18 protein-coding genes are annotated in these 18,958 nt (G+C 66.2%); 13 read left to right on the top strand and 5 right to left on the bottom strand.

Translation table 11 applies throughout. The features are described 5' to 3' along the window. The first annotated feature begins 32 nt into the window (after positions 1 to 32). The 3 genes from topA to BZF57_RS21720 all read left to right on the top strand — a co-directional run bounded on the left by topA (position 33) and on the right by BZF57_RS21720 (position 3,642). On the top strand, positions 33 to 2,603 hold the full coding sequence (topA, locus tag BZF57_RS06325) for a type I DNA topoisomerase (RefSeq protein ID WP_086735776.1): 2,571 nt from the start codon (positions 33 to 35) through the stop codon (positions 2,601 to 2,603). A 98-nt stretch (positions 2,604 to 2,701) separates the two neighbouring features. Next, positions 2,702 to 2,998 carry a hypothetical protein gene (locus BZF57_RS21590; protein WP_240505870.1) on the top strand — a complete coding sequence of 99 codons (297 nt, stop codon included), beginning with the start codon at positions 2,702 to 2,704 and terminating at the stop codon, positions 2,996 to 2,998. Positions 2,999 to 3,000: 2 nt separating this feature from the next. Then, positions 3,001 to 3,642: a response regulator gene (locus BZF57_RS21720; protein ID WP_276206599.1), complete on the top strand. Its 642-nt coding sequence runs from the start codon at positions 3,001 to 3,003 to the stop codon at positions 3,640 to 3,642. 234 nt (positions 3,643 to 3,876) lie between these two features. Here BZF57_RS21720 and BZF57_RS06310 read toward each other — a convergent pair whose 3' ends face one another. Beyond that, positions 3,877 to 4,188 (bottom strand): hypothetical protein, encoded by a 312-nt coding sequence (locus tag BZF57_RS06310; protein WP_143738380.1) that lies wholly within the window; start codon positions 4,186 to 4,188, stop codon positions 3,877 to 3,879. A 481-nt stretch (positions 4,189 to 4,669) separates the two neighbouring features. On the opposite strand from BZF57_RS06310, the gene BZF57_RS20585 reads away from it, so the two are divergent. Beyond that, positions 4,670 to 5,464, top strand: a complete 795-nt coding sequence (locus BZF57_RS20585; RefSeq protein WP_143738378.1) for a hypothetical protein — start codon at positions 4,670 to 4,672, stop codon at positions 5,462 to 5,464. A 12-nt stretch (positions 5,465 to 5,476) separates the two neighbouring features. Here BZF57_RS20585 and era read toward each other — a convergent pair whose 3' ends face one another. From era to lepB, 3 genes are all read right to left on the bottom strand, one after another. Then, the gene (era, locus tag BZF57_RS06305) at positions 5,477 to 6,412 is read right to left on the bottom strand and encodes a GTPase Era (RefSeq protein ID WP_086736012.1); all 936 of its coding nucleotides are present in this window, start codon (positions 6,410 to 6,412) and stop codon (positions 5,477 to 5,479) included. Positions 6,413 to 6,558: 146 nt separating this feature from the next. Next, positions 6,559 to 7,242, bottom strand: coding sequence for a ribonuclease III (gene rnc, locus BZF57_RS06300; protein ID WP_086735771.1), 684 nt, complete (start codon positions 7,240 to 7,242; stop codon positions 6,559 to 6,561). Continuing rightward, a complete protein-coding gene (gene lepB, locus BZF57_RS06295; protein ID WP_086735769.1) occupies positions 7,239 to 8,081 on the bottom strand; it encodes a signal peptidase I in 843 nt (280 codons plus the stop codon). Before lepB ends, rnc begins: the two co-directional genes overlap by 4 nt. Positions 8,082 to 8,130: 49 nt before the next feature. Here lepB and pgi point away from each other — a divergent pair, with 49 nt between their 5' ends. The 7 genes from pgi to BZF57_RS06260 all read left to right on the top strand — a co-directional run bounded on the left by pgi (position 8,131) and on the right by BZF57_RS06260 (position 15,889). After that, positions 8,131 to 9,681, top strand: coding sequence for a glucose-6-phosphate isomerase (pgi, locus tag BZF57_RS06290; protein WP_086735767.1), 1,551 nt, complete (start codon positions 8,131 to 8,133; stop codon positions 9,679 to 9,681). Between the two features lie 200 nt (positions 9,682 to 9,881). Beyond that, positions 9,882 to 10,277 carry a hypothetical protein gene (locus BZF57_RS06285; protein ID WP_086735766.1) on the top strand — a complete coding sequence of 132 codons (396 nt, stop codon included), beginning with the start codon at positions 9,882 to 9,884 and terminating at the stop codon, positions 10,275 to 10,277. Between the two features lie 61 nt (positions 10,278 to 10,338). Beyond that, positions 10,339 to 10,746: a hypothetical protein gene (locus BZF57_RS06280; RefSeq protein WP_143738376.1), complete on the top strand. Its 408-nt coding sequence runs from the start codon at positions 10,339 to 10,341 to the stop codon at positions 10,744 to 10,746. Between the two features lie 236 nt (positions 10,747 to 10,982). Next, on the top strand, positions 10,983 to 12,587 hold the full coding sequence (locus BZF57_RS06275) for a DEAD/DEAH box helicase (protein WP_086735762.1): 1,605 nt from the start codon (positions 10,983 to 10,985) through the stop codon (positions 12,585 to 12,587). A 142-nt stretch (positions 12,588 to 12,729) separates the two neighbouring features. Next, the gene (gene gorA, locus BZF57_RS06270; RefSeq protein WP_086736010.1) at positions 12,730 to 14,082 is read left to right on the top strand and encodes a glutathione-disulfide reductase; all 1,353 of its coding nucleotides are present in this window, start codon (positions 12,730 to 12,732) and stop codon (positions 14,080 to 14,082) included. A gap of 62 nt (positions 14,083 to 14,144) precedes the next feature. Then, the gene (locus BZF57_RS06265) at positions 14,145 to 15,167 is read left to right on the top strand and encodes an NAD-dependent epimerase/dehydratase family protein (RefSeq protein ID WP_086735760.1); all 1,023 of its coding nucleotides are present in this window, start codon (positions 14,145 to 14,147) and stop codon (positions 15,165 to 15,167) included. Next, a complete protein-coding gene (locus tag BZF57_RS06260) occupies positions 15,167 to 15,889 on the top strand; it encodes an SDR family oxidoreductase (RefSeq protein ID WP_086735758.1) in 723 nt (240 codons plus the stop codon). The genes BZF57_RS06265 and BZF57_RS06260 overlap by 1 nt, the downstream gene beginning before the upstream one ends. On the opposite strand, the gene BZF57_RS06255 is transcribed toward BZF57_RS06260, so the two are convergent. Then, complete coding sequence (locus BZF57_RS06255; protein ID WP_086735756.1) at positions 15,886 to 16,992, bottom strand: NAD(P)/FAD-dependent oxidoreductase; 1,107 nt, start codon at positions 16,990 to 16,992, stop codon at positions 15,886 to 15,888. The genes BZF57_RS06260 and BZF57_RS06255 overlap by 4 nt on opposite strands. 95 nt (positions 16,993 to 17,087) lie before the next feature. Here BZF57_RS06255 and BZF57_RS06250 point away from each other — a divergent pair, with 95 nt between their 5' ends. Both BZF57_RS06250 and BZF57_RS06245 read left to right on the top strand, forming a co-directional pair. After that, complete coding sequence (locus BZF57_RS06250; protein ID WP_086735754.1) at positions 17,088 to 18,620, top strand: acyl-CoA carboxylase subunit beta; 1,533 nt, start codon at positions 17,088 to 17,090, stop codon at positions 18,618 to 18,620. A 103-nt stretch (positions 18,621 to 18,723) separates the two neighbouring features. Further along, a complete protein-coding gene (locus BZF57_RS06245; protein ID WP_086735753.1) occupies positions 18,724 to 18,954 on the top strand; it encodes a hypothetical protein in 231 nt (76 codons plus the stop codon). Positions 18,955 to 18,958 lie beyond the last annotated feature (4 nt).

Below are 18,958 nucleotides of genomic sequence, written 5' to 3'. Positions count from 1 at the left end.
TACACACACGTAAGGGACCTCTCTCTCAGCCCATGCAGCTCGTCATCGTCGAATCCCCCGCCAAGGCCAAAACCATCGAGAAGTATCTGGGCAAGGACTACAAGGTCCTCGCCTCCTACGGCCATGTGCGCGATCTGCCGCCCAAGGACGGCAGTGTGAAGCCGGAGGACGATTTCGCGATGGAGTGGGAACTCTACCGCGACAAGCAGAGCCGCTTCAAAGAGATTGCCGACGCCGCCAAGTCTGCGACCCGCCTCGTGCTGGCGACCGACCCCGACCGTGAGGGCGAGGCGATCAGCTGGCACGTGCAGGAGCTGCTGGCCAAGCGCAAGGCGTTGCCCAAGCAGGTCGACCGCGTCACCTTCAACGCGATCACCAAGACCGCGGTGACCGAGGCGATGGCGAAGCCCCGCGAATTGGACCAGCCGCTGATCGACGCCTATCTGGCGCGCCGCGCGCTCGATTACCTGTTCGGCTTCACCCTCTCGCCGGTACTGTGGCGCAAGCTCCCCGGTGCCAAGAGCGCGGGCCGCGTACAATCGGTGGCGCTGCGCCTGATCGTCGAGCGCGAGCGCGAGATCGAGGCGTTCCGTGCGGAGGAATACTGGAGCGTGCTGGCGAAGATGCAGCACGACGGGACGGATTTCGACGCGCGCCTCGTCAAGTTCAAGGGCGTGAAGCTGGAGCGCCTCAGCCTCGGCAATCAGGGGATTGCGCTGGAGGCCAAGGCCGCGGTCGAGGCCGGTCGCTTCACGGTCGAGGGTGTCGAGACCAAGCCGGTCAAGCGCAACCCCGCGCCGCCGTTCACGACCTCGACCCTGCAACAGGAAGCCGCACGCAAACTCGGCTTCTCGGCGCAGCACACGATGCGGCTGGCGCAGAGCCTCTACGAGGCGGGTGCGATCACCTATATGCGGACCGACGGGGTGCAGATGGACCCGGGCGCGATCATGGCGCTGCGCGATGCCATCGCCGCGCGCTACGACAGCGCTTATCTGCCCGAAAAGCCGCGCTTCTACAGCACCAAGGCCAAGAACGCGCAGGAAGCGCACGAGGCGATCCGCCCGACCGATTTCACCCGCGAGCGGGCAGGGACGGGCGACGAGGCCAAGCTCTACGACCTCATCTTCAAGCGCGCGATGGCGAGCCAGATGGCGACCGCGCAATTGGAGCGCACCACCGTCACCCTGCGCGATGCCACGGGCCAGCACGAGCTGCGCGCCACGGGGCAGGTGATCCGCTTCCCCGGCTTCCTCGCGGTCTATCAGGAAGGCCTCGACGACAGCGAGGACGAGGATGGCGGCCTGCTCCCGCAGATGAAGGCGGGCGATTGCCCCGCCAAGCGCAGCGTCGAGGCGACCCAGCACTTCACCCAGCCGCCGCCGCGTTTCTCGGAAGCGAGCCTTGTGAAGCGGCTGGAAGAGCTCGGCATCGGGCGGCCTTCGACCTATGCCTCGACCATCCAGACCCTGCGCGACCGCGCCTATGTCCGGATGGAGAAGAACCGCTTCTTCGCGGAAGAAAGCGGCCGCCTGCTGACCGCCTTCCTTGAACGCTTCTTCCCGACCTATGTCGCCTATGACTTCACGGCCGGCATGGAGGACGAGCTCGACGTCGTCTCCGACGGGCGCGAGGAATACAAGGCGCTGCTCGCCCGCTTCTGGAAGGACTTCAAGCCCAAGGCCGACGAGGTGATGGAGAAGATGCCCTCGGAAGTGACCGAGGCGCTGGACGAATATCTCTCCGACTTCCTCTTCCCCCCCAAGGACGACGGCAGCGACCCGCGCGCCTGCCCGCTGTGCGCCACGGAAGGGCGCTCTGGCGGCAGGCTCTCGCTGAGGGGCGGGCGCTTCGGGGCCTTCGTCGCCTGCGCCAACTATCCGACATGCAAATACACCCGCCGCTTCGCCCAGCCGGGCGGCGAGGGCGAGGGCGGGGGCGAGGACGGCATCCTCGGCCAGCACCCCGAAACCGGCGAGAACATCCTGCGCAAGACCGGCCGCTTCGGCCCCTACGTGGAGATGGGCGAGGGCAAGGAGGCCAAGCGCGCCAGCATCCCCAAGGACTTGGACGATTTCGGGCTCGACTGGGCGGTGAAGCTGCTCGACCTTCCCCGCATCATCGGCGCGCATCCCGACACCGGTCTCGAAATCGAGGCGAATATCGGGCGTTACGGGCCTTACCTCAGGCATGACGGCAAGTACGGCAAGCTGACCAATACCCGCGAGGTGTTCGAGGTCGGCATGAACCGCGCGGTCGATATCCTCGCCCAGGCCGCCAATCGCGGGGCCGGCGGCGGCGCGGCGCGGGGCAAGGCGGAAGCCATCGCCAGCCTCGGCGCGCATCCGGTCAGCGGGGGCGAGATCAAGGTCATGCCGGGGCGCTATGGCCCCTATGTCACCGACGGCACCACCAACGCCACGATCCCGCGCGACATGAAGCCCGAGGACGTGACCCAGGCGCTCGCCATCGAGCTGATCGACGCGCGCGCTGCGAAAGGCCCGCCTGCCAAGGGCAAGGCCAAGAAGAAGGCCGCCCCCAAGAAAGCCGCCGCCAAGAAGAAGGCTCCGGCCAAGAAGAAGGCCGCTTCTGCGACGAAATGAGGCGCGGGGGGCTGCAAAACGCCCCCCGAACCGCCGCCGCGTTGACCAAACATAAAGCATTTGCCCGATAGAACCGGCGCCAGACAAAGGGCTGCGCCGTGATCGAAATCGAAGTCCAGAACGAAACCCATCAGACCCAGAGCCGGATCCGCTTCGCCGCGGTCCCCCGCATCGGCGAAGGCCTGCGCCTGCGCGAGCCGGACGGCATGTGGGCGAGCTACGACGTCCTCGACGTGTGGTACCAGAAGGCCGAATTCGGCGATGTCTGGATGCCCTATCTCCATGTCCGCGTGACCCCGGGCGAGGTGATCGGCACGATCGAATCCGATCCCTATTCCGATGATTACGCGGCACAGGCCTACGAACAGAACTACGCCGTAGGCGGGGGGCGCTAGACATGCAGAACCTGATCAAGCGCCACACGGGCCCCGCCCGTCGCACCCCGATGGAGGGCAAGACCCTCGCCGAAAAGCTCGCCCAGAACGAGAAGGCACTCGAAGCCGGGCTCGCCGCTGCCGAGGAAGACGCCGCGCGCGCCGCTGCGGCTGCTGCTGCCGCGCCGAAGCCGGCGGCTGCACCCGCCAGCGTCGAGCCTGACGAGACCGCCGCGATCGTCGCCGCCGCCAAGGCGATGCGCGACCGCTATCCCGGCCGCGAGGCCCAGCCCGCGCCGGCGCGCACCTGCCTCATCGTCGACGACAGCCGCGTGATCCGCAAGGTCTCGAGCAAGATCGCGATCAGCCTCGGCTATGTGCCGATCGAGGCGGAGAACGGCGAGGAAGCGCTCGCGCGCTGCAAGAAATCCATGCCCGATCTGGTGCTGACCGACTGGAACATGCCCGAAATGGACGGGATAGAGTTCGTCACCAAGCTGCGCTCGATCCCCACGCCCAAGGAGCCGGTGGTGGTGTTCTGCACCTCGAACGGCGAGGCCAAGGACATCCACGACGGCATCGCCGCAGGCGCGGACGACTACATCGTTAAGCCCTTCGACGAGGCGGCACTGAAGGCGAAGCTGGAGAAGCTGGGGCGGGGGTGATCGTCTCAACCCCTTCGCCCCGTGCCTGACACGGGGGCTCGGCTAGCTTCCATTCCGATGTAGCCGCAAGCAAGCGGGGTCTCGGGTCAAGCCCGGGACGGAGTCACTCGTCATTGCGAGGAGCGCAGCGACGAAGCAATCCATCGCCTGCCGCGCGAGCCGGAAACACCGGTCAATGGATCGCCGCGGCCCCGTGGGCCTCGCGATGACGGGCAAGGGCGGCGGCGCGGCGCGTCAGCGGACGGTCACATCCTCCGCAAACAGCACCAACGGCGCGTGGTGGTGGGCCGTCACGGCGCCGAAAGCTCCCCCGTGTACCGTCACCGTCCGGCGTACGGAGTGGCGTAGTCTCTCCAGCACCTCGGGGCTGTGGGAACTGACTTGCACCCGGTCGAACATTGCCGTGCCGTCGATGAATTCCCCGTCATCGGCGCAGACCGGGCTCGCCAGTTCGAGGATCAGCGCCACTTCGGGGGCATCACCCTTGGCGGTGCTCTCGTAATTCGGTGGCCCCGCGAAGACCTGGCGGGTGAGCCTGCCCGACAAGGTAGCCTTGGCCTCGGCGCCGCGTAGATCGAGGCACTGCTGCTGCGACTGTGATTGCGCCGTGCCTCCGCCCCCGATGAGGACAGCGGTGAATATGAGGAGGAGCGGGGTGCGGATCACAAAAAGATTTTCTCACGTTTCTCGCGCATTTTCAAAGCCGATCGGCGCAGCAGGGAAAGTCGAATTGCCAAGCGTTTCCTGACCTGCCGCGCCAGCCGGAATACCGATCAATGGATCGCCGTGGCCCTGCGGGCCTCGCGATGACGAAACTAGCGGCGGGGAGAAGCAGGGCGGAGGGTGGTTATCTCGACCCGTCGCCCCGCGCCCGACACGGGGCTTGGATGTTTGCTTTCTTTGTGATCGCCAAGGTAGCTAAAGTTAGCCCCATGCCTTTCGAAGCTCTAGCAAATTTCTTTGAAAAAAGCAGAAATTTCCAAACTATCTATACAGGGCCATCCTGAAAATTGCGAGCGTTTCTCTTTTGCAAGCGCTTGCGCAGGCATTTTCTGGAGCTAGTCTATCGATTATTGAAATGGGGGTGCACGTGATTGACTCTTGGGCGAGCGTTTTTAAGAAGTGGGTGGAAAAAGCGCCGTGGCAAGCGGTAATGGGCCTCGTGGTCCTGCTTTTGCTTGGGGTAATTGCCATCATCGTCACGGCACAGCCTTGTTCAAATCTAAACATACTTGGCCTGGCGCTCGACCAGACTAAGCAAGCTGCATGTTCATCAAAGGACGATGGAACGGCCAGCCCCTTGGCGCCAGCTACAGCTGAAACCAAGACTGGTGACGCTCCGGAGGTGGGCGTAAATCCAGCGCCACCCTCACCGGCGCTGTCTTTCGATGTGTCTTTTGAGGCAAAGGGTCGTGAAGACTTCAGAAAACGGCATGAGCTAAACATTGTGGAATTTGAAAGTGCGACATTATCTCAGACACCGGAGAACACATTCGGTTTCGCATACAGTGGATCGTTTGCTACCGTATGGAAGGATGATTTGGAATCTTTGACTGTCAGAGAAACCGCACGGTCAGTATACTTTGAAATTCAAAAAAGAGGCGGTGGCTCACTGTATATAGTTGGATTTATGCGCGGTGATAGTGCCAAAGAGTTAATCAGAAATGGATTTCCAAATAAGTTAATTAGACTTTATAGTGAAAGATATAAAGATAGTGACGCGATTGTCGCTGTTCCTATAAAAATGATAAAATCAGTGGGGCAATCTACTATCGATGTAAGTAGAGAGAAATACATTCCAGTTCTTGATTTGGGATTCTGAGGTCTGGATTTATCACCGCACCCAGTCCAGCCCGATTTCCTCGAACACTTCCTTGTCCTCGGCCCAGTTCTCCAGCACCTTGACGTGAAGATACAAGTGCACCTTCACGCCAAGCACCTCCATCAGTTCCGCCCTTGCCGCGGCGCCGATCGCCTTGATCTTCGAGCCGCCCTTGCCGAGCACGATCGCGCGCTGGTTGTCGCGGGTGACGACGATCTGCTGGTGGATTTCCACGCTGCCATCGGGGCGCACCTCGTATTTCTCGGGGCGCACGGCGCTGTCGTAGGGCAGTTCCTCGTGGAGCTGCTGGTAGAGCTGTTCGCGGGTGATCTCGGCGGCGAGCAGGCGTTCGGAGGCGTCGGAGACCTGGTCTTCGGGATACATCCACTCGCCCTCGGGCATCATCGCGGCCAGATGGTCCTTCAACTCGCCAACGCCTTCGCCGGTGAGGGCCGAGATGAAGAACACCTCGGAGAAGTCCACCTTGCCGGTGAGCTCCTGCGCCAGCACCAGCAGCGGCTCCTTCTTGGCGCGGTCGACCTTGTTGAGGACGAGGATCTTGCGCTCCGGGCGGGCGGCCAGGGTTTCGAGCAGGGGCTCGAGCTCGTGGCGGCGCTGCTTGATCGGGTCGACCATCAACAGCACGGCATCGGCGGCCTCGGCGCCCTCCCACGCGGCGCTCACCATCGCGCGGTCGAGGCGGCGGCGGGGGGCGAAGATGCCGGGGGTGTCGACGAGGATCATCTGGGTCGGCGCGCCCTCCAGTTCATGCAGGGCAATGCCGAGCATCCGCGCGCGGGTGGTCTGCGCCTTGGCGCTGGTGATCGCGACCTTCTGGCCGACGAGGGCGTTCACAAGGGTCGACTTGCCGGCATTGGGCGCGCCGAGCACGGCAACGACGCCGCAGCGGGTGGCGGGGGAGGGGGCGGAGCTTTCGGTTTCGGTCATGCGCGGGGCCATAGCCGTTCGGGCCGCGCTTGTCGAAGGCCAGCGCGGGCCAGACCCCGCCTAGACCCCTGCCAGACCCCCTCTAGACCCCTGTCAGACCCGCCTTGTGTGGCGTTTCACGTGAAACAATCGCCTCTGCGGGCCGGTCAGCCGAAGCGTTCGATGAAGGCCTTGGCGGCGAGCCTTTCGGCCTCGCCCTTGCTGGTCGCGGTCGCCTCGGCGCTGCCGACGTTGCGGATCGTGACGCGGACGGTGAAGCGCGCGGCATGGTCGGGGCCGGAGCGGTCGATCACTTCGTAGAGCGGGGTCGCCCGGCGATTGCCCGCAGCCCATTCCTGCAGCGCGCTCTTGGGGTGCTTGGCCTTGCCGACATCGCCCTCGAGCTCCTTGGCCCAGAGGCGGTAAATGAGGGCCTGCGCGGCATCGAAGCCATGTTCGATGAAGCAGGCGCCTATCAGCGCCTCCATCACGTCGCCGAGGATCTTGTCGCTGTCCGCCCCGCCATCGTCGCGCGCCTGCTTGCCGAGCCGGATATGCTCGGGAAGGCCGATTGCGCGGGCGATCCGGGCGCAGGTCGCGCCGCTGACGAGGGCGTTAAGTCGCTGGGAAAGCTTGCCTTCGGGCGCGTCGCCGGCGCGAAACAGCCAGGCCGCGACCGACAGGCCGAGCACCCGGTCGCCGAGGAATTCGAGCCGCTGGTAATCGGCCACCTCCGCGCCCGATCCGTTGAAGCTGCCGTGGGTCAGCGCTTCGAGCCAGGGGGCATCGCCCGCGGGCCGGAAGCCCTGCGCATCGAGCCAGGCACGCGCTTCGGGGGCGAGGGCGGTCACAGGCTGTCCCCGATCCGGTCCCAGCGCGCGGCGGCAAACCACGAGACGGGGTTGAGCCAGTCCGCGCTGCCATCGGTCGACCACACGATAAAGCTCGCGCGGCCCACCAGCAGGTCTTGCGAGACGAAGCCCACGCCCTGCTCGGCCTCGGCCGGAAAGCGGCTGTCGAGCGAGCTGTCGCGGTTGTCGCCCATCACGAACAGCGTGCCGGGGGGCACGGTCTGCTCGGCATAGCCATCTGCCGGCGTCAGGCCGAAATCGAGCACGGTGTAGGAGCGGCCATTGGGCAAGGTCTCGCGGAAGGCCTTGTAACGGCACGCCTCGCGCCCGCCGCCATCGGGGATCAGCACGGCATCGCCGCCCCAGGCGCAGCCGGTGTTCTCCGACAGCGGAACCAGCACGTCGGCCACCGGCACCCGCGGCACGCGCTTGCCGTTCAGCACCAGCTGCCCGCCGACCACCGCGATCCGGTCGCCCGGCAGGCCGATCACCCGCTTGATATAGTCGCGCCCGTCGACCGGGTGCTTGAAGATGACGATGTCCCCGCGCTCCGGCGTCGAGGCGAGCAGGCGCCCGCCGGGCAGGGCGAGGTCGAAAGGCAGCGAATGGCGCGAGAAGCCGTAGGGCCACTTGGCGGCGAGCAGGTAGTCGCCGTTCATCAGCCGCGGCAGCATGCTCTCCGAAGGGATAGAGAAAGGCGAGAATACGAATACCCGGAAGGCCAGCACCACCGCCAACAGCTTGACGAGGAACCAGACGAAGCTACCCCAGCCATCGCCCGAGCGGGCACCGGCTGCGACGGAAGGCGCGTCGCCGAGCGATTGGGTCTTTGCATCCATCGCCCATGCCCTTACCCGCACCGGCACAGTTGCGCAAAGGGGAACGGTAATGGGCGGAGTTACGGGCGGATCGACAGCGGCAGCTTGGGCGGCCTTGCGCGGATTGCCGCACCCGACGCTCGCCGAACTGTTCGCGGGCGACGCGGATCGCCCCGCAGCGCTCACCCGCCGGATCGCCTGGCCCGTCGAACCGGGCAGCGAGGCCGAGACCGGGATGCTGGTCGACTTCTCCAAGACCCATCTGGGCGATGAGGCGCTCGCCGCGTTCGAGGCGCTGACCGAGGCGGCGGGCTTTGCGGCCGCGCGCGATGCGCTGTTCGGCGGCGGGATCGTCAATCCCACCGAGGGCCGCGCCGCCACCCACGGCGCGCTGCGCGGCAGCGGCACCGAGGCGCAGGTCGAGGAGGCCGAGGCCCTGCTCGCCCGCATGGGCATGCTGGTCGAGGCGATCCACGAGGGCGCGCTGGGCGATATCAGGCACTGCATCGCGATCGGCATCGGTGGCTCGGCGCTCGGCCCGGCGCTCGCCATCGACGCGCTGACCCGTGACCTTGCGCTGGTCGATGTCCACGTGGTCTCGAACATCGACGGGCTCGCCCTCGAAGCCGCCTTCCGCGCCTGCGACCCCGCAACGACGCTGATCGCGCTCGCCTCCAAGACATTCACCACCACCGAGACCATGACCAACGCGGCGAGCGCCTTGAAGTGGCTCGCCGACAACGGCGTAGAGGACCCGGGCGGGCGCGTGGTCGCGCTCACCGCCGCGCCCGACAAGGCGGTCGAATGGGGCGTTGACGAGACCCGCATCCTGCCTTTCCCCGAAAGCGTGGGCGGGCGCTATTCGCTGTTCTCCAGCATCGGCTTTCCGGTGGCGCTCGGGATCGGGATGGACGAGTTCCGCCAGATGCTCGCGGGCGCCAAGGCGGTGGACGACCATTTCCGTGCAACCGAGGGCCGCGCCAACGCGCCGCTGCTCGCGGCCTATGCCGACCAGTATTACACCCGCCTGCGCGGTTGCCAGACCCGCGCGGTCTTTGCCTATGACGAGCGGCTGAAGCTGCTGCCCGACTATCTCCAGCAGCTCGAAATGGAATCGAACGGCAAGAGCGTGACCGCCCATGGCGCGCCGGTCGACGGGCCGACTGCGGCGGTGACCTGGGGCGGGGTGGGGACCGACGCGCAGCATGCGGTGTTCCAGCTGCTCCACCAGGGCACGCATCTCATTCCGGTCGATTTCATCGCCAGTATCGCGCCGGGCGACGATCTCGATCCGGCGCATCACCGCATCCTGCTGATGAACTGCCTCGCGCAAGGCGCGGCGCTGATGGCGGGCAAGACCTCGGACGATCCGTCGCGCGCCTATCCGGGCGACCGGCCCTCGACCACCTTCCTCGTCGAGGATTGCGATGCGGCGGCGCTCGGCGCGCTGATCGCCTTCCACGAACACCGCACCTTCGCCAATGCCGTGCTGATGGGCATCAACCCCTTCGACCAGTTCGGGGTCGAGCTCGGCAAGGCGATCGCCAAGCAGATCGAGAGCGGGAAGGGCGACTTCGATCCGAGCACAAAGGCGTTGATGGCGGCGGCGGGGCTCGCCTGAGGCAGCGAGTAATTTCTGTCGGGCCGCCGAACCTTTCGTTCGCGGCCCCGCACGAAGATTGCGGAGCGTCGTGCGCCCCGGCAAGATTGCGGCAATTTGCGCAGCCCGTCGCGTTCGAATTGCGCAGACGGCATTAACCCTTTAGGCGGGAGATCGACCGGCACGAGCCGGTCTCCGTTCCCCCGCACCAAGGCCTGCCGATGAAATCCGCGCTGCTTCTGTCCGCTCTCGCCAGCCTCGCGGTGCTTGCCGCGCCCGCATGGGCCGACGGTCAGGAAGAGAACGCCGCGCCGCAGGGCGCCGCAAGGCCGGCGCGTCTGATTGCCTTCACCGGCGAACAGGAACTCCTCAAGGAATCCTCGCGCCTCAGGGTCTGGCGCAGCGATCTCGATTACACGCTCGCGGTCGATCCCGCCGGCCGCCCGACGCATTGCGAGCTCACCGTGAAGTTCAGGATGAGCTACGTGAACGATCGCCTGTGCAGCGTATTGCTGCGCACCCACAGCTTCGAGCCTGCCCACGATGCAAGCGGCACGGCGATCGAGGGCACCTATGCGGGGCACCTCAACTATCTGGAAATGCGCGCAAAGGGTTGACGCGTCCCGTCGGTTCTGGGACGTCTTCGGCGTCCTTGGATCGCAGCAGGGGGATCGCCCGATGGGTCGTTTGCACTACCGTCTCGCAGCACTCGTCGCTTTGGCTGTCACCGCCCCGGTCGCGGGCGCGCAGGATAGCGAGCCGGCGGCCGATCCTGCCACGATCCAGCGCCCCACCGCACCGCGGCTGATTGCCTTCGAAGGGCTGCGCGAACTCACCGGCGTCGCCGCGCGTGTCGGGATGCTGTCGCAGCGGCTCGACTATACGCTCGAGATCGGAGCGGATGGCGTGCCCACCGGCTGCACCCTCTCGCGCAAGTTCAGAAGCGCGCTCGTCGCCAAGCAGTTCTGTGAGGTGCTGATGCGCCGTTCGCGGTTCGAACCGGCGCGCGATGCGTGGGGAACGGCGGTCACCGGGAGCTATGTCGGGCGCATCACCTTCGACATGCCGATCAAGCCGGACCGATAATCCTTTGACATTTCGCCCCGCATCCCCCATCTGCGCCCCATCGAAGCGCGCAAGCCATGCGTGAAGCGGCGGAATTCTGAAAGCATCCGCCCCGGCCGCGCCTCGGTTCTACCCCCAAGACTTCCCTTTTCACGCGGGCGGTTTCAACCCCCGCGCCGCGCGTGGCGTGCCTCGTGGACGTTTGTCGTCCGGCACGATCCAGCGCGCGTCGCAGATTATATGCGAGTACGCACAACATGAACACTTTCGCTGACCTCGGGCTGTCGCAGCCCGTGCTCCAGGCCCTCGACATGAAGGGCTATAACACCCCCACCCCGATCCAGCAGCAGGCGATCCCGCCCGTGCTGAAGGGCCGCGACCTGCTCGGCATCGCGCAGACCGGCACCGGCAAGACGGCGGCCTTCATGCTCCCCAGCATCGACCGCCTGCGCGAGGCCGACAAGCCGATCCCGTTCAAGTCCTGCCGTATGCTGGTGCTGGCGCCCACCCGCGAGCTCGCGGTGCAGATCGCCGACAGCGCCAAGGATTACGGCGCGCTTGCCGGGCTGAAGGTGCAGTGCATCGTCGGCGGCACTTCGGTGGGCAAGGACCGCAACAAGCTCCACCGCGGCACCGACATTCTGGTCGCGACCCCGGGCCGCCTGCTCGACCTCGTCGACCAGAAGGCGTTCAACCTTGCCGGTATCGAGATCCTCGTTCTCGACGAGGCCGACCAGATGCTTGACCTCGGCTTCATCCACGCGCTGAGGAAGATCCGCGAACTGGCCCCCAAGGAGCGCCAGACGCTGTTCTTCAGCGCCACCATGCCCAAGGCGATCAAGGAGCTGGTGAGCGGCTATTGCAACAATCCCGTGCAGGTCTCGGTGACGCCCGAGAGCACCACGGCCGAACGCATCGACCAGTATCTCTTCATGGTGCAGCAGGACGAGAAGCTCTCGCTGCTCCAGATGATCCTCCAGCGCCGCCACCAGGTGCCGGGGGAGTTCGAGCGCATCCTGATCTTCACCCGCACCAAGCACGGCGCCGACCGCGTGGTGAAGAAGCTCAGCCAGAGCGGGATCGAAGCCAACGCGATCCACGGCAACAAGTCGCAGCCGCAGCGCCAGCGCGCGCTCGACGAGTTCCGCAAGGCGCGGGTGCCGATCCTGATCGCGACCGACGTTGCCGCGCGCGGGATCGACATTCCGGGCGTGAGCCACGTCATCAATTACGAGCTGCCCAACGTGCCGGAACAGTACGTCCACCGCATCGGCCGCACCGCGCGCGCGGGGCGTGACGGGATCGCGATCGCCTTCTGTGCCGAGGACGAGCGCGCTTACCTCAAGGACATCCGCAAGACGACGGGCGCCGAGCTCGAGCGTCTGCCGCTCCCGGATAACTTCCGCGCGGTGGTCGAGGGCGAAGGGCCGGAGAAGCCCGCGCCGCGCCAGCCGATGAAGCGGGTGCAGCCGCGTCCGCTCGGCCAGCGCAAGCCGCAGGGCGAGCAGCGCCGCGAAGGCGGCGAGCGTCGCCCGCAGCAGGGCGACCAGCGCCGCGCTGCCGGTGGTCCCCAGGGCGAGCGTCGCCCGCAGGGTGATCGCCGTGCGCCGCAAGGCGACCAGCGCCGGGCCGAGGGTGCCCATTCGGGCGAACGCCGTCCGCAGCAGGGCGGCAAGCCCGCTCATAGCGGCAATGGCGGTGGCGGGCGTCCGCAGGGCGGCAACGGCGGCGGCCAGCGCCACGGCGGTCAGGGCCGTCCGCAAGGGCAGGGCGCAGGTGGCGGCAATGGCGGGGGCGGCAACCGCAACCGCGGACGCCGCGGCGGGGGCGGCGGTGGCCGTCCGCGCGCTGCGCAGGGCTGAGCCCGGCACGACAATCGGAACACGAAAAAGCGGGGGCGCAAATCCCCGCTTTTTTGTCTGAAATCAGGCTTTGCGGGTGCGCAAGCTTGCCGCTGGCCCTGCGCGCCGCCATATGCTTGCCGCCACGGACGGGAGCAGAGCGATGTCAGCCGAATACGATTATGACCTCTTCACCATCGGCGCAGGCTCGGGCGGGGTCCGCGCCAGCCGCGTCGCCGCAGCGCACGGTGCGCGCGTGGCGGTGGCCGAGGAATACCGCGTCGGCGGCACCTGCGTGATCCGCGGCTGCGTTCCCAAGAAGATGCTCGTCTACGGCGCCCACTTCGCCGAAGACCTTGAGGACGCCAAGAGCTTCGGCTGGACGATCGAGGGCAAGCGCTTCGACTGGAAGACCCTGCGCGATCACGTGCAGAACGATGTGACCCGGCTCGAGGGGCTCTACGGCCAGACGCTCGGCAACCACAAGGTCACGATCTACAACGAACGCGCGACCATCACCGGCGACCATGAGATCACGCTGGCGAGCGGCAAGACCGTCACCGCCAAATATATCCTCGTCGCCACTGGCGCGCGCCCGCACGTGCCCGAATTTCCGGGCAGCGAGCATGTCATCACCTCGAACGAGGCTTTCCACCTCGACGAGCTGCCGCGCCGCATCCTGATCGCGGGCGGGGGCTATATCGCCAACGAATTCGCCGGCATCTTCAACGAATTCGGCAGCAAGGTGACGATCGCCAACCGCTCGGACACGATCCTGCGCTCCTACGACGCGTCCCTGCGCGACCGGCTGCTCCAGATCTCGATGGTGAAGGGCATCAGCTTCCTGTTCCACGCCGAGTTCGAGCGGATCGACAGGCAGGCCGATGGCTCGCTGCTCGTGAGCCTGACCGGGCAGGAGCCGTGCGAATATGACGCGGTTATGGTCGCCACCGGCCGCGTGCCGAATGTCGAGGGGCTGGGGCTGGAAACCATCGGGGTCGAGCTTGGCCGCAAGGGCGAGATCGTGGTCGATGCCTTCAGCAAGACCAATGTCGACTATGTCTATGCCGTGGGGGACGTCACCGACCGGGTGCAGCTCACGCCCGTGGCGATCCGCGAAGGCCAGGCCTTTGCCGACTCTGTGTTCGGCCCGGGCGAGCCCTATGCGGTCGATCATTCCTGCGTGCCCTCTGCCGTGTTCAGCCACCCGCCCATCGCCGCGGTCGGCCTGACCGAGGGCGAGGCGCGCAACCAGCTTGGCAATATCAAGGTCTACCAGTCGGACTTCCGCCCGATGAAGAACGTGGTGGCGGGCCGCAACGAGCGCAGCCTCTACAAGATGATCGTCGATGCTGCGAACGACCGGATCGTCGGCATCCACATGATCGGGCCGGATTCGCCCGAAATCATGCAGGCCGCCGCGATCGCGGTGAAGGCGGGGCTGACGAAGGCGGACTTCGACGCGACGGTCGCGATCCACCCGACGATGGCCGAGGAGCTGGTGCTCTTCAAATAAGTTGCAATCTGAAACGTATCTGCTATGATCGCATGACATTCCGCAAGAAGGGGAGGGGACGCATGGCAGGCACGGTCCTGGTAACGGGGGCGACCGGCTACATCGCCGGAGAGCTGATCCGGCAATTGCTGGCAAAGGGCTGGACGGTGCACGGCACGGTCCGCAATGTGGCGAAGTCCGAGAGCGGCCTGCGCGCGCGGCTCGGCAATCCAACGGCAGAACGCTTCAAGCTGTTCGAAGCCGAGCTCATGTCGGACAAGGGCTGGGCCGAGGCGAGCGATGGCTGCACCCATGTCGCCCACGTTGCCTCGCCGATCCCGGCACAGGCCCCCAAGCATGAGGACGACCTGATCATCCCCGCGCGCGAGGGCACCCTGCGTGCGCTGCGCTTCGCCAAGGCGGCGGGGGTCACGCGCTTTGTCCAGACCTCCTCGACCGCCGCGGTGGTCTACGGCGTCGATCGCGGCGAATACACCTTCGATGAAAGCCGCTGGACGAACATCGACCATCCCGACGCATACCCCTACGTCAAATCCAAGACCCTCGCCGAGCGCGCCGCGCGCGAATGGGTGGCGGAAGAAGGGGGCGATATGGAGTTCGTCTCGGTCAACCCCGGCATGGTGCTCGGCCCGGTCGACAGCGGGGACTTCTCCGCCTCGGTCGAGCTGGTGCAGCAATTGCTGTCGGGCGCGATGCCGATGGCGCCCAATCTCGGCTTCCCGATCGTCGACGTGCGCGACATCGCCGCGCTGCATGTGCTGGCCTTGGAGACCCCAGGCCTTCCGGGCGAGCGCTTCCTGGGTGCGGGGCCGTTCCTCTCGGCGCTTGAGGTCGCGGCAATCCTGCGCGCGCGGCTGGGGGACAAGGCGCGCAAGGCCCCGACCCGGCCCATGCCCGATTGGGTGGTCAATATCCTCGCCCTGTTCAACGCCGAGGTGCGCGGTATCAAGACCGAGATCGGCAAGGTGCGCCACGTCAATGCGGGCCACGCGAAAGAGCGGCTCGGCTGGACCATGCGCCCGGTCGAGGACACGATTGCCGAATGCGGCGAGAGCCTCATCGCACATGGAGTGGTGAAAGTCTGATGGATGTAAACGGCAAGACGGTTCTGCTGACCGGCGGCAGCGCCGGCATCGGCCGCGAGATCGCGCGGCAATTGCAGGCCAAGGGCGCCATCGTGATCCTCACCGGGCGCGATCCTGCACGACTGGCCGCGATGCGGGGCGAGGGCTTCGAGGTGATCGAGGCCGATCTGTCGAACGCCGCCGGTGTCGATGCGCTGGTGGCGGCGTTGGGCGATCGCTCGATCGACATTCTCATCAACAATGCAGGCCTCGGCGTGCCGCATGACGTGCGCAATGCGATGCCCGATCCCGACGCGGCGGACGGCTGCCTCTACGCCAATCTCTCCGCGCCCGTGCGCCTGATCACCGCCTTGCTGCCGCGCCTGCGCGCGCGCCCCGAAGCGGCGATCATCAATGTGACGAGCGGCCTCGCGATTGCGCCCAACACCGCAAGCTCGGTCTATTGCGCGAGCAAGGCGGGGCTGCGCAGCTTCACGCTGGCCCTGCGCGCGCAGCTTGCGGGCGAGCCGATCCACGTGATCGAGGCCCTCCCGCCGGTGGTCGACACCCAGATGACCGCCGACCGCAAGACGAAGAAGCTGCCCCCGCAGGAATGCGCCCGCCAGATCATCGCCGCTCTGGAGAAGGGCCACGACGAGGCCAATGTCGGCATGGTGAAGGTGCTGCGAGCGGTCTATTCGATCTCGCCCGCCTTCGCGCGCAGCGTGATGCGGCGGTTCTAGGCTCCCAGCCTTGCCGGGCTGAACATCGCGAACGAAAGCCCCGCCGCCCCAGCATCCTCGGGGAAGGGCTGGCCGAGCACCGCCGCCGCCGCGATGCGCGAGAGGGCGGGGGCGGTCTGGAAGCCCGCGCCGCCTTGTCCTGCGCACCAGACAAAGCCGGGCACATCGGCAGCCGCGCCGATCACCGGCAGTTCGTCGGCCACGAAGCTGCGCAGGCCCGCCCAGCTGTGGCTGATCCGGCGGATGGGGAGGGTGGTCGCCTGCTCCACTCGGTCGGCAGCGATCGCCTTGTCGAGCTCCTCGGCCGCGGCATCGCAGGGCTTGGACGGGGTCTGGTCCATCGACGAGGCGAGCAATTGCCCGCGCCCCTCGGGGAGCAGGTAGAAGCCTTCGCCGACGGTCTTGGTGAAGGGCCAGGCGTGGACGTCCTCACCCTCGGGCGCAGGGAAGGAGATGACCGTGCGGCGGCGCGGCTCGATCCCCACGGGGCGCACGCCCGCCAGCTGTGCGATCACGTCCGCCCATGCCCCCGCCGCATTGACGAGGAGCGGGGCGGTGAAACTGCCGGCCGGGGTCTCCACCCGCCACGCCGCCCCCTCGCGCGCGATGGATTGCACCCGCGCGCCCGTCACCACCGCGCCGCCGCCTGCGCGCACCCCGGCCACGCAGGCCTGCAGCATCGCGTGGGTATCGAGCTTCAGCGAGCTGTGATCGATCAGCACCGCCGCGCAGGCCTCGGGCTTCAGCACCGGCACCAGCCCGCGCGCCTCCTCCGGCCCGGCGCGGCTGTAGTCGCAAGCGTAGTGGCGATGCACATCCTCCAGCGCATCGAGCGCCGCGATTTCGCCCGCCGAGGCTATATGGAGCGCCGCGTGGACCGAGCCATGCGCCGCCAGCTCCGCCATGCTCAGTGCGGTCAGGTCGCGCACCGGCACATTGCCGAGCCCGTAATGCGCAAAGGCGACCGAGCGGCCCGAGGCATGGTATCCCGGCGCGCTCTCGCCCTCCAGCACCACCACCTTCGCATGGGCCGCGAGCCGCGCCGCAAGGCTCAGCCCCGCGATCCCGCCGCCGATCACCACCACGTCCGCGCTCTGCATCATCGCCCTCGCACCCACCGCCACTTTTGCCACGTTGACGCTTGGCGCAGGCTAAGGCAACGCGTTGCGACAAGAGACCGGTTTAGAGAGGAACCTGCGTGTCCGCCAACATCGCCGAAATGGAACGCCGCCGCGAAGCTGCCCGGATGGGCGGCGGGGCCAAGCGCATCGAAGCCCAGCACGCCAAGGGCAAGCTGACCGCGCGCGAACGGCTCGACGTGCTGCTCGACGAGGGGAGCTTCGAGGAAGTCGACGCCTATGTCGAACATGACTGTGTCGACTTCGGGATGCAGGACCAGAAGATCCCCGGCGACGGGGTGGTGACGGGCAGCGGCACCATTAATGGCCGGTTGGTCTACGTGTTCTCGCAGGACTTCACCGTCTTTGGCGGCTCGCTCTCCAAGCGCCATGCCGAGAAGATCTGCAAGGTGATGGACACTGCGATGAAAGTGGGCGCGCCCGTCATCGGCCTCAACGATTCGGGCGGGGCGCGCATCCAGGAGGGCGTGGCGAGCCTCGGCGGCTATGCCGAGGTGTTCCAGCGCAATGTGCTGGCAAGCGGCGTCGTCCCCCAGATCAGCCTCATCATGGGGCCCTGCGCGGGCGGTGCGGTCTACTCGCCTGCCATGACCGACTTCATCTTTATGGTGAAGGACAGCTCCTACATGTTCGTCACCGGCCCCGATGTGGTGAAGACCGTCACCAACGAGGTCGTGACGCAGGAGGAGCTGGGCGGGGCGATCACCCACACCACCAAGACCTCGGTTGCCGACCTCGCCTACGAAAACGATGTCGAGGCGCTGCTCGCCACCCGCCGCTTCTTCGACTTCCTGCCGCTCTCGAACCGTGAGGAAGGGCCGACGCTCCCCACCAGCGACCCGTGGGACCGGCTGGAGATGAGCCTCGACACGCTGATCCCCGACAACGCCAACCAGCCCTATGACATGCACGAGGTCATCACCAAGGTGCTGGACGAGGGCGATTTCTTCGAGATCCAGCCGGCGCATGCGGGCAACATCATCTGCGGTTTCGGCCGCGTCGAGGGCCGCACCGTGGGCGTGGTGGCGAACCAGCCGATGGTGCTCGCCGGCGTACTCGACATCAATTCCTCGAAGAAAGCCGCACGCTTCGTGCGCTTCTGCGATGCCTTCGAGATCCCGATCGTCACCTTCGTCGACGTCCCCGGCTTCCTCCCCGGCACCGCGCAGGAACTTGGCGGGATCATCAAGCACGGCGCGAAGCTGCTTTTCGCCTATGCCGAGGCGACCGTGCCCAAGATCACCGTCATCACCCGCAAGGCTTACGGCGGGGCCTATGACGTGATGGCCTCCAAGCACCTGCGCGGCGATTTGAACTATGCGTGGCCCACGGCGGAAATCGCGGTGATGGGCGCGAAGGGCGCGGTGGAGATCATCTTCCGTCAGGAAAAGGACGACCTCGCCAAGATCGCCGAGCGGACCAAGGAATACGAAGACCGCTTCGCCAATCCCTTCGTGGCGGCACAGCGCGGCTATATCGACGAGGTGATCTACCCGCACTCGACCCGCAAGCGGATCGCGCTGGGGCTAAGGAAGCTGCGGACGAAGCAGTTGGAGAACCCGTGGAAGAAGCATGATAATATTCCGCTGTGAAACGGAGTTGCTAACCATCGTCACCCTGAACTTGTTTCAGGGTCTATACCGCCGCAAGCACCGGCGGAGCGGGCCGCAGAATGGATGCTGAAACAAGTTCAGCATGACGGTTTCAGAGAGAAGGGATGCCACGGTGGAGTATTGGTTTCTTGTGCCCTTCATGCTCCTCACTGCGATCGATGGCTGGTTCAACCTGAATGAGCAGCCTGACCTCATTCAAAGATTGTCGCGTCGTCTCGATCCGACCAATCCAGAAAGGCTTCGACGCCCGTTTGGCTTGGCGCTCATGCTGCTCTCGATCGCAGCCTTGATCGTGATTGTTTTGGAGCATTGATCAA

This window comes from Erythrobacter colymbi (assembly GCF_002155685.1).
Taxonomy (GTDB): Bacteria; Pseudomonadota; Alphaproteobacteria; order Sphingomonadales; family Sphingomonadaceae; genus Erythrobacter; species Erythrobacter colymbi.
Note: the sequence above shows the minus strand (reverse complement) of the source record. Positions and strands in the feature narration are given on the sequence as shown.

What these genes read in the sequence shown, in the direction of transcription:
- topA (WP_086735776.1), top strand. Translation starts at nt 33, where the DNA reads ATGCAGCTCGTCATCGTCGAATCCCCCGCCAAGGCCAAAACCATCGAG.
- BZF57_RS06260 (WP_086735758.1), top strand. Translation starts at nt 15,167, where the DNA reads ATGGATGTAAACGGCAAGACGGTTCTGCTGACCGGCGGCAGCGCCGGC.
- BZF57_RS06285 (WP_086735766.1), top strand. Translation starts at nt 9,882, where the DNA reads ATGAAATCCGCGCTGCTTCTGTCCGCTCTCGCCAGCCTCGCGGTGCTT.
- BZF57_RS06265 (WP_086735760.1), top strand. Translation starts at nt 14,145, where the DNA reads ATGGCAGGCACGGTCCTGGTAACGGGGGCGACCGGCTACATCGCCGGA.
- BZF57_RS06255 (WP_086735756.1), bottom strand. Translation starts at nt 16,992, where the DNA reads ATGATGCAGAGCGCGGACGTGGTGGTGATCGGCGGCGGGATCGCGGGG.
- BZF57_RS06245 (WP_086735753.1), top strand. Translation starts at nt 18,724, where the DNA reads ATGACGGTTTCAGAGAGAAGGGATGCCACGGTGGAGTATTGGTTTCTT.
- BZF57_RS06280 (WP_143738376.1), top strand. Translation starts at nt 10,339, where the DNA reads ATGGGTCGTTTGCACTACCGTCTCGCAGCACTCGTCGCTTTGGCTGTC.
- BZF57_RS06275 (WP_086735762.1), top strand. Translation starts at nt 10,983, where the DNA reads ATGAACACTTTCGCTGACCTCGGGCTGTCGCAGCCCGTGCTCCAGGCC.
- gorA (WP_086736010.1), top strand. Translation starts at nt 12,730, where the DNA reads ATGTCAGCCGAATACGATTATGACCTCTTCACCATCGGCGCAGGCTCG.
- pgi (WP_086735767.1), top strand. Translation starts at nt 8,131, where the DNA reads ATGGGCGGAGTTACGGGCGGATCGACAGCGGCAGCTTGGGCGGCCTTG.
- lepB (WP_086735769.1), bottom strand. Translation starts at nt 8,081, where the DNA reads ATGGATGCAAAGACCCAATCGCTCGGCGACGCGCCTTCCGTCGCAGCC.
- era (WP_086736012.1), bottom strand. Translation starts at nt 6,412, where the DNA reads ATGACCGAAACCGAAAGCTCCGCCCCCTCCCCCGCCACCCGCTGCGGC.
- BZF57_RS21720 (WP_276206599.1), top strand. Translation starts at nt 3,001, where the DNA reads ATGCAGAACCTGATCAAGCGCCACACGGGCCCCGCCCGTCGCACCCCG.